The sequence below is a fragment of the Vibrio sp. Vb1755 genome, assembly GCF_033338635.1.
GTDB classification, from domain to species: Bacteria; Pseudomonadota; Gammaproteobacteria; order Enterobacterales; family Vibrionaceae; genus Vibrio; species Vibrio alginolyticus.
Genome location: NZ_JAWOTA010000233.1, coordinates 1 through 1,211 on the forward strand (window position 1 = coordinate 1; position 1,211 = coordinate 1,211).

General features: G+C 43.6%; 1 protein-coding gene and 1 pseudogene. One reads left to right on the plus strand and one right to left on the minus strand.

Annotated elements, in window-relative coordinates; translation table 11 throughout:
- Nucleotides 1-681 (plus strand): annotated as a pseudogene (locus R7E00_RS24160) (glutamine--tRNA ligase); the annotation flags it as partial.
- Between the two features lie 129 nt (nucleotides 682-810).
- Here R7E00_RS24160 and fcrX read toward each other — a convergent pair.
- Nucleotides 811-1,211, minus strand: a 401-nt coding sequence (gene fcrX / locus R7E00_RS24165) for a ferric iron uptake transcriptional regulator FcrX (RefSeq protein ID WP_318124789.1), incomplete at its 5' end; no start/stop codon positions are given.

The following is a 1,211-nucleotide window of genomic DNA, read 5'->3' on the forward strand; positions in this document are numbered from 1 at the left end:
TGTATTCGTGACGACCTAAACGAAAATGCACCTCGTGCGATGGCTGTGTTGGACCCTGTTAAAGTTGTTATTGAGAACTTTGAAGAGGGCGCTGTAGAAAATCTAACGCTGGCTAACCATCCAAATAAACCTGAAATGGGTGAGCGTGAAGTTCCGTTTACTCGTGAAGTTTGGATCGAGCGAGAAGACTTCCGTGAAGAAGCGAACAAAAAGTACAAGCGTCTAGTTCTTGGTAAAGAAGTTCGTTTACGTGGTGCTTACGTGATCAAAGCTGAGCGTGTTGAAAAAGACGCGGAAGGCAACATCACAACGATTTACTGTACTTACGATCCTGAAACGCTAGGCAAAAACCCAGCAGATGGTCGTAAAGTTAAAGGCGTAATTCACTGGGTATCTGCGGATAAAGCGCTACCAGCAGAAATTCGCCTATACGATCGTTTGTTCACTGTTCCAAATCCTGCAGCAGCAGAAGACTTCGCTTCAACCATTAACCCTGATTCACTCGTTGTGATCAACGGTTTCGTTGAGCCAAGCCTGGCATCTGCAGAAGCAGAGCAAGGCTACCAGTTCGAGCGTATGGGTTACTTCTGTGCGGATTCTAAAGATTCAACTGCAAATAACCTAGTGTTCAACCGCACGGTTGGCCTACGTGATACATGGGCGAAAATTGAGAACCAATAATCTCAATCGTTACCTATAGAAAAATGCCAGCAATTGCTGGCATTTTTGTTTTTGGATTAAGCAAAACAAAAAGTACAGATACAAAAAACGCCAGCTTTAACTGGCGTTTATTTTTAATCTACAAGCAAATTATTTTGCAGGTTTGTGCGCATCTGGGTTTTCTTTGCAACCACCGTCACTGCATTTACCGTATAGGTATAAGCTGTGGTTTGTTAGCGTCACATTGTACTTAGCTGCGATTTCGCGTTGGCGCTCTTCAATGATGTCGTCAGAAAACTCAATTACTTCACCACAGTCTAGACATACTAGGTGGTCGTGGTGATGTTGAGTTGACAATTCGAAGACTGACTTGCCACCTTCAAAGTGGTGACGAGTAACAATACCTGCATCGTCGAATTGGTTTAGAACGCGATAAACAGTTGCTAGACCTATCTCTTCACCTAGATCAATCAGCTTTTTGTACAAATCTTCAGCACTGATGTGCTGGCAGTCTGGCTGCTGAAGTACTTCTAGAATTTTTAGCCTCGGAA